This window comes from Vibrio sp. 10N.247.310.24, from assembly GCF_041467175.1.
Taxonomy (GTDB): domain Bacteria; phylum Pseudomonadota; class Gammaproteobacteria; order Enterobacterales; family Vibrionaceae; genus Vibrio; species Vibrio tasmaniensis_A.
The window spans coordinates 1-8,138 of record NZ_JBFSUD010000126.1 but is presented as its reverse complement, the minus strand read 5'-3'; the positions used below and the strand labels follow the sequence as shown (position 1 = coordinate 8,138).

Here is an 8,138-nt window from a genome sequence, read left to right as displayed (position 1 = left end):
CATGAGAAGCCGATAACGTAGTAGAAATGGCCAGCAAACGCTGCCCGAAGGGTTCGGCTAAATCACTTGTGAGATTAGCAAGAAGCAACCAAACAACAATGAGAAAAGCATCATTGGTCGGCCACCTTCAGCGCTGTATCTGTCTTCCGCTACTTTCATGAAGCGCTGCTTGTGAACCATAACCAGAGGAACAAACACAGCTAGGAACACTAAGATGATACCAGCGTAGTTCAGCACTTGTAGGAACTTGTCTGCAGCAAGCAGTGAACCCGCCAGCGGTAAGATGAAGCTAATGCAGTACGTTACTGCCGTATTTTGGTTGAACATGTCTTTGTTTTGGTTGAACAACGCCATCGCTACACCAAAGAAAGAAGTCAACAACGCCAAGCCCGTGAAGGTAGACAGAACGTTACCCACCCAAGGAGACTGAGCCTTAAACGCCGCCATCAAATCTGATACGTTCTTGAAGCTCCTGAATTGCTCTTCGCTCAAGTTACCCACTACCGCAAACAACCAACATAAGTAACACACTAATGGGATCAGAGAACCGACGATCACCATGTTACGCAGCTGTTTGTCTGTCGCTTCGTGGTTGTAAGAAACTAAGGTTGGAATCACAACCATAAAGCCAAAGCTCGTAAACAGGATGGCACTGGTTTTGATTAGATCAACATGGTCATGGCTGGTTACCTGCATCAAGTTTTCTTGAGTCATGCTCGGCGCTAAGAACACCATGGTTGCAAACAAGCTAGCAAGCATAACGAAGAACAAAGCACGGTTGAGTTTATCAATCACACCGGTGCCACTTGCGACTACAGCACCAGCAAGTAAAGTAAACGTGATTTGGCTCGTCGTTGCGCTAATGTCTACACCTAAGTTAGACAGTAACTTACTCAGCAAATCACCCGCACCCAGAATGTAGGCCATCAATAGGCAGATCAATAACGCGTAAAGTAGGCCGTTGGTAATCAACTGACCTTGTTTGCCCAAGGTTTTTCGGGCAATAGAGTTTAATCCTAGACCGCCACCCGCTTTGATGGTCGCTTCTAGAAGTAGTAATGCTGCATAAGTCGTACCGAAGCAGATCAGTACCATAAGCAGTGTGCCGTAAAGCAATCCGAATTGAGCTAATACCATTGGAATCGCAAGCATACCAGCACCGAGAGCGGTACCAGCGATAATTAGGGAGCTACCCATCATTTTAATATTCATTGTTTTTAACTTATTTGTTTAGTTTTTATAGATATGAGTCTTCGTTCATCGAGCGGATGACAAAGGAATTCAGATAGAAATAAAGTTATAAAACGAATAACAATAGGAGCGATAAGCGGTAAAGAAGCGTGCAGAGACGTTGTCGAACAGGGCGTTCAAAGGGGAGCTTGTCTTAAAAGAGGTAAAACGAGAAGCGTGAGTTAGCATTAACTGATGTGGTGAACCTTCCGTAGGTTCAATAATCGGCGATGTAATCTTGAATTTCATGTATGTGTCCAATAATTGAGTCACATTCCATAGTATTTGAAGCAGCGTATCCGTTGCTGCCCTACCTCTATCATTAGAGGTATTTTCATCTTATCGAATGAGCTTTGAAACACAACGCTATAACCACATTTTTTGCTATTAAATTGAACAAAATAGCCATTTGGATACAAATCGACCACCAAACCGCGTAAAACAATAATCATTATTAATAAAAAGCGGAACTATAAACACCCCACCCCATAAACAACAAAGCTTGTATAAAGAGCACCCAAACATATATGACAGCTACAAAAAAGGCGCTCTTGTAAGCGCCTTTCGTTCGATTATAGCTTTTAAGGCTATAACCTTGAAAGCTATAGTATTGAAGACTGTTGCCTTGATAGCTGTAACTTTGATAGCTGTATCTTTGAAATCTACAGCATCGAAACCTTATTCACCGCGGTAGATACAACCCGCTGTACATGTTTCTTTAATCTCAACCTTGCTCAGAAGTGGCAAGCTTGGTTTAAGTTCATTCCAGATCCACTTAGCCAATACTTCACTTGTCGGGTTTTCTAAACCTTCAATGTCGTTTAGGTAGTAGTGGTCTAAACGGTCGTAAATTGGTTTGAATACAGCTTTAATTTCAGAAAAGTCGATTACCCAACCTGTATGCGGGTCAACTTCGCCTTCTACGTACAAACGAACAAGAAAAGAGTGACCATGCAAACGACCGCACTTATGCCCTTCTGGCACGTGTGGAAGATGGTGTGCTGCTTCAAACATAAACTCTTTGTATAACTCAGTTCTCATTGTGTTTCTCAGGCTAAAAAAATGACACGCAATATTACGTAAAACCAATACACACTACAAGTTCTATCACCACTGTACGGCCTTATTGGCTGCAAGGGGGGAGCTTGTTGCTAGCCACTCACTTGAGTCACAATAAAACACATATAAAGATGGCTTGAAATTCACCATACGCTTAACCTTCTCGTCCAGCGAGAAACAAACCCGCTACATCACAGAAACATAACCACAACCGGAGTGTGGTCACACAATCGGTTATACCCCATAGGTGGTAGAGCCGCTTACACGTAAAGTATGCATGTCATTATACTTAATAAAAACAAACACCTTATGCGCTCAACAATCACCTTTAAAATCCTAGTAGCCCTCGCCATTGTGTTCACTTTCTTGCTTGCAATATCAACTTACTTTCAATATTCGCAGCAAAAGCAACTTGTAAACTCGGTGTTAAGTGAGCAGCTTCACGATAAGGCAAGCAACTATTTCGATAGCCTTAATATGATGATGCTGACTGGCACCATGGCACAAAAAGAGACCCTTCGTCAGAAAGCGTTAGCGCAAGAAGGCATTGAAAATGTTCGTGTACTGCGCGCCGATGCAGTGAGCAAATTGTACGGACCTGGCAATGACAACCAAACACCTATTGATGATATCGATAAACGAGCGCTAGCAGGCGAAACTGTTATCGAACCCTTTTCTGCCGATTGGGGTAAAGGCTTGGTTATTGCTCTGCCAATGAAGTCGAGCGAGAACTATCGCGGCACCAATTGTGTGGCATGTCATATGGCACCAGAAGGTGAAGTATTAGGTGCAATTCGACTTGAATATAACCTTAACCATGTCAACTCGCTGATCAATACTCAAACGATGACAGCGATCGGTATCATGGCAGTGATCTCCTTTGCCGGATTCGTTCTTACTATGGGATTGATTCGTAAGATAATCGTTCGCCCGCTTCAACAAACCTCTCGCTTTATGACTCAAGTCAGCAGTGATAAAAACCTATCAACTCGACTGCCAGAGCAAAGCAAGGATGAAATTGGTACGCTTGCTAACTCCATCAACTCGTTCATGGGCACGGTTTCCGACAGCTTAGAGAGGGTACAAGACACCTCGCACAAACTGAATGCGTCTGCCAACCAACTGACTAGTGTTGCACAAATTACCGAGCAAGCCGCCAGCGATCAACAAAACGAAACCACAGAAGTGCAAAACAATGTCGAAGGAATACAAGCACAACAGGTCAATGTAGAACAAGCCACTTTAACCGCGTCAGAACTCATCAATCACACCTCAGATGTGGCTTGTAAGAGTGCTAACCAAGCACATGATGCAAGTAGTGAGATAAAGAATCTGGTGAGCAGTATCGAAGAAGTGAAACACAAGATACAAACACTTAATGAGCAAACTGGAGAAGTCTCTTCAATATTGAGTGTGATTCGTGGCATTGCCGACCAAACCAACCTTCTAGCCTTGAATGCAGCGATTGAAGCGGCTCGAGCGGGAGAACAAGGTCGCGGCTTTGCGGTAGTGGCAGATGAAGTTCGTAATCTTGCATCACGAACGGCAGAGGCTACTGGCAGTATTGAGTCTATCATTCATCAGTTCCAACAAGGCAGTGAAGAATCGCTGAATTCTGCTGACCGCGTTTGCGAACAAGCACATCAAAGCTCGACAGATATCGACAGATATCGACAGATATCGACAGATATCGACAGATATCGACGCACTGTCCGTTGAAATGAACGGTGTCGTTGAAGAAATGAAACAAGTGTTAGCTCATGCACAAAATATTCAGCAACAGACGCAATCCACCACACAAGCAACCCAAGATGTGCAACAAAAAGTTGAAACCATCACTTCTCACGCCGACAACACATCGCAGTCTGCAGCTGAAACTCGTGGAATCAGTAATGATTTAGAAGAGCTGTCGGATCACCTTGAATCTCTTATCAACCAATTCACCTTATCGAACTCAAATACCAACGATAAAGGTCAGTCATAGGCCGTTAGAATTCCCCTAGCGACATCAACAAAAAAGCGCTCAAAGATGAGCGCTTTATCTTCATAACAATGTCTAGTTCGGGCTTTAAGATTTTAAGATTTTAAGATTTTAAGATTTTAAGATCACCTTAAACCACGATTAGTGCGTAATGGAAACCGCGGTTAAATCTTTATGCTTGTGGTACATCGCGTGCTTGAATATCAGATTCGCACTCACGGTATCCATTCCTGCGACCTCTACATAAGCACCCTTTTTTCGGAACTTAAACACGACCTTATCAAGCGCCTCAACCGACGTGTTATCTAGGAACGATGCATCCGATATATCGATCGTCACTAAAGACGTGGCCTTGTCATAGTCAAATAGATCGACAAACGCATCTGAAGAAGCAAAAAAGACATGGCCTTTTACTCGATGGGTGGTGTGCAGTTCGTTAGTCACCACTTCATCAGATATAAAGACCATCGACTTGCTGGCATGCGCATAAAACAAAGCTGACAACACCACGCCAACTGCAACACCTATCGCGAGATTGTGCGTAAACACCACCACCGCTACGGTCGCTAGCATCGTCACATTAGTAGGGAGCGTGTGATCTTTAAGTTCAACAACAGAACGCCATGAAAACGTGCCGATTGAAACCATGATCATCACAGATACTAAAGCCGCCATCGGTATCAGCTTCAACCAATCAGAAACAAACACCACCATTAGCAACAAAACAACCCCAGCGATCATACTGGATAATCGGGTTAAACCGCCTGATTTGATGTTAATGATCGACTGGCCAATCATCGCACACCCCGCCATACCACCAAATAGTGAAGCCACGATGTTCGCTACACCCTGCCCTTTGCATTCATTGTTCTTATTACTTTCAGTATCGGTCAGGTCATCCACGATCGTCGCCGTCATCAATGATTCCAATAAACCTACAAGAGATAGAGCAATAGAATATGGAAGGATGGTTGTGAGCGTATCAAACGTGAATGGAATATTAGGGATCAAGAACACAGGCAGTGAATCCGGAAGCTTGCCCATATCGCCAATCGTTCTGACATCTAAACCAAATAACAAACTGATAATAGTCAGGGCAACAATCGCGACTAATGGAGAAGGTATTGCACGACCAAACTTGGGAAAATAAGGAAGCAGATAAATGATCGCCAAACCCAAAGCGACTAACACGTAAACACTTGAAGGAACGTTGATCAACTCAGGAAGCTGGGCCATGAAAATGAGAATCGCGAGCGCGTTAACAAATCCAGTAATCACCGATTTGGAAACGAAATTCATTAGGTTACCAAGCTTAAGATACCCGGCTGCGATTTGAATGACGCCAGCTAAAAATGAAGCAGCGAGTAGATATTCTAGTCCGTGATCTCTCACCAAGGTGACCATTAATAGCGCCATAGCGCCTGTTGCACCGGAAATCATCCCCGGACGACTGCCAACCAAAGCAGTGACGACACAAATACAGAACGAGGCATAGAGCCCTACTTTAGGGTCAACGCCTGCAATAATTGAAAATGCGATGGCTTCAGGGATCAATGCGAGTGCAACCACAATCCCAGATAATGAATCTCCTTTAACGTTTGATAACCAGTGTTTTTTTAAATAATTAAGCATGTAATTCTCTTTTACTTGTACAGCCAGCCCTGCCTTGTTGAGACATAATTTGATCGACTGTTTTTCTTGAATGAGCGAGCGCTCGAAAAGTGCGGGTGTAGAGAGAATGCAGGGGTTAAGGCGGCGTAATTAACACGTGAACATTAAACTCCTTTAGTGGGTGATTGTTTAGTAGAACGAAATCAACACCTGTGCTTTTTTTTATCGCGTTTGTCCTACACAGGTCAGAATGGCTGACAATATAGAGTGAGTGCCACTTTAATCACACGACCAATATTGCAAACAAAGGTTTCGAATATTAACGCTTCTTAATCCGGCCAAAAACCGCTAGCGGACTCGATTTCAGCCAGCTCTATGTTGTAATCAACTTCAGTTCATGTCATTTCAATCACTCTGCTCACATCAATTTACAAGGTATTGAAGAATACTTAACCATTAGCGCTAGCGCACCTCCTTAGCACTCAAACAAATACCAAACAGAAAGCCAAATCGAACAAAAAACACACCCTAAAAGGTATTTCTGCTCAGTAGACACAATATTTCTTTCACCAAGCAAGAATAAAGGTTGAAGCTGTCGGTATGACAGGTAATATGTTCAATCGATTTAAAAAGTTTATACAACTTAATGTTTCGGCTAATTATTGTGCAAATGTATATTTATTTGCAGCAATGCTAGAGACTTTGAGTTGAATTTGTCCCTCAATGGAGAATGAAATCAACATGACTTACGCGCCTGTAACAGACGTACTTGGCGGCAAGCTAGCGGTAGACAGTGAAGTAACTGTTCGCGGCTGGATCCGTTCACGTCGTGATTCCAAAGCTGGAATCTCTTTCCTTGCCATTTATGACGGCTCTTGTTTCGACCCGATTCAGGCCGTGGTTCCTAATAATCTTAATAATTACGAAGACGAAGTATTAAAGCTAACAACTGGCTGCTCTGTTGAAGTAACGGGTAAGATTGTTGAGTCTCCTGCGAAAGGTCAAGACTTCGAACTAGCAGCAACTGACGTTAAAGTTGTAGGCTGGGTTGAAGACGCTGACACTTACCCAATGGCTAAGACACGTCACTCTATCGAATACCTTCGTGAAGTTGCTCACCTACGCCCACGTACAAACGTGATCGGCGCAGTAGCACGTGTACGTAACTGTTTATCTCAAGCGATTCACCGTTTCTACCACGAGCAAGGTTTCTTCTGGACTTCAGCTCCGCTTATCACTGCATCTGATGCAGAAGGCGCTGGTGAAATGTTCCGCGTATCGACGCTAGACATGGAGAACCTACCTCGCACTGACGAAGGCAAAGTTGACTTCAATGAAGATTTCTTCGGTAAGGAAACTTTCCTTACAGTATCTGGTCAACTTAATGCTGAAGCTTACGCTTGTGCACTAAGCAAGGTTTACACGTTCGGTCCTACGTTCCGTGCTGAAAACTCAAACACAAGCCGCCACCTAGCTGAGTTCTGGATGGTTGAGCCTGAAGTTGCGTTTGCAGACCTTGACGATGTAGCGAAACTGGCTGAAGACATGCTTAAGTACGTTTTCGCTGCTGTTCTTGAAGAGCGCCGAGACGACCTTGAGTTCTTCGCTTCTCGCATCGACAAAGAAGCAATCACTCGTCTAGAGCAATTTGTAGACGCTGATTTCGCACAAGTTGACTACACTGACGCAATCCAAATCCTACTAGATTCTGGTAAGAAATTTGAATTCGACGTTGAGTGGGGCATCGACATGTCTTCTGAGCATGAGCGTTACCTAGCTGAAGAACACTTCAAAGCACCTGTTATCGTTAAGAACTACCCGAAAGACATCAAAGCTTTCTACATGCGCTTAAACGACGACGGCAAGACAGTTGCAGCAATGGACGTACTTGCACCAGGCATCGGTGAAATCATCGGTGGTGCACAACGTGAAGAGCGTCTAGACATTCTAGACGAGCGCATGATTGGTATGGGTATCGACCCTGAGCACATGAGCTGGTACCGCGACCTACGTAAATACGGCACAGTACCTCACGCAGGCTTCGGTCTTGGCTTTGAGCGTCTAGTGTCTTACGTAACAGGTATGGGCAACGTTCGTGACGTTATCCCGTTCCCACGTACACCACGCTCTGCTAACTTCTAATATCGGCTTGCTTCTTCTTTAACGAAGTCAGTATCAGATAAATAAAAACCTCCGTATATACGGTAATGCCGATCAGTTAAAGCCAAAGTGATCGGTTGAAGGATCCTTCCGAGCT

The 8,138-nt window shown here is 44.0% G+C and carries 5 protein-coding genes and 1 pseudogene; 2 read left to right on the top strand and 4 right to left on the bottom strand.

Annotated elements, in window-relative coordinates; genetic code table 11:
• Positions 1 to 57: 57 nt before the first annotated feature.
• The 3 genes from AB6E08_RS21995 to queD form a co-directional block, all read right to left on the bottom strand.
• Positions 58 to 1,200 (bottom strand): amino acid permease, encoded by a 1,143-nt coding sequence (locus tag AB6E08_RS21995; protein ID WP_372067259.1) that lies wholly within the window; start codon positions 1,198 to 1,200, stop codon positions 58 to 60.
• Between the two features lie 81 nt (positions 1,201 to 1,281).
• Positions 1,282 to 1,479: a hypothetical protein gene (locus tag AB6E08_RS21990; protein ID WP_048611631.1), complete on the bottom strand. Its 198-nt coding sequence runs from the start codon at positions 1,477 to 1,479 to the stop codon at positions 1,282 to 1,284.
• Positions 1,480 to 1,908: 429 nt separating this feature from the next.
• Positions 1,909 to 2,271, bottom strand: a complete 363-nt coding sequence (queD, locus tag AB6E08_RS21985) for a 6-carboxytetrahydropterin synthase QueD (protein ID WP_009847038.1) — start codon at positions 2,269 to 2,271, stop codon at positions 1,909 to 1,911.
• 327 nt (positions 2,272 to 2,598) lie between these two features.
• Between queD and AB6E08_RS21980 the strand changes: the two are divergent.
• Positions 2,599 to 4,273: pseudogene (locus tag AB6E08_RS21980) on the top strand (methyl-accepting chemotaxis protein).
• Between the two features lie 138 nt (positions 4,274 to 4,411).
• Here AB6E08_RS21980 and AB6E08_RS21975 read toward each other — a convergent pair.
• A complete protein-coding gene (locus tag AB6E08_RS21975) occupies positions 4,412 to 5,902 on the bottom strand; it encodes a SulP family inorganic anion transporter (RefSeq protein ID WP_017101482.1) in 1,491 nt (496 codons plus the stop codon).
• A gap of 720 nt (positions 5,903 to 6,622) precedes the next feature.
• Between AB6E08_RS21975 and asnS the strand changes: the two genes are divergently transcribed.
• Entirely contained in the window at positions 6,623 to 8,023 is a 1,401-nt protein-coding gene (gene asnS, locus AB6E08_RS21970) for an asparagine--tRNA ligase (RefSeq protein ID WP_004734710.1), read from the top strand.
• Positions 8,024 to 8,138: the final 115 nt, after the last annotated feature.

Bases quoted from the DNA above. Each gene is read 5' to 3' on its own strand.
- AB6E08_RS21995 (WP_372067259.1), bottom strand. From the start codon at position 1,200: ATGATGGGTAGCTCCCTAATTATCGCTGGTACCGCTCTCGGTGCTGGT.
- AB6E08_RS21990 (WP_048611631.1), bottom strand. From the start codon at position 1,479: ATGAAATTCAAGATTACATCGCCGATTATTGAACCTACGGAAGGTTCA.
- queD (WP_009847038.1), bottom strand. From the start codon at position 2,271: ATGAGAACTGAGTTATACAAAGAGTTTATGTTTGAAGCAGCACACCAT.
- AB6E08_RS21975 (WP_017101482.1), bottom strand. From the start codon at position 5,902: ATGCTTAATTATTTAAAAAAACACTGGTTATCAAACGTTAAAGGAGAT.
- asnS (WP_004734710.1), top strand. From the start codon at position 6,623: ATGACTTACGCGCCTGTAACAGACGTACTTGGCGGCAAGCTAGCGGTA.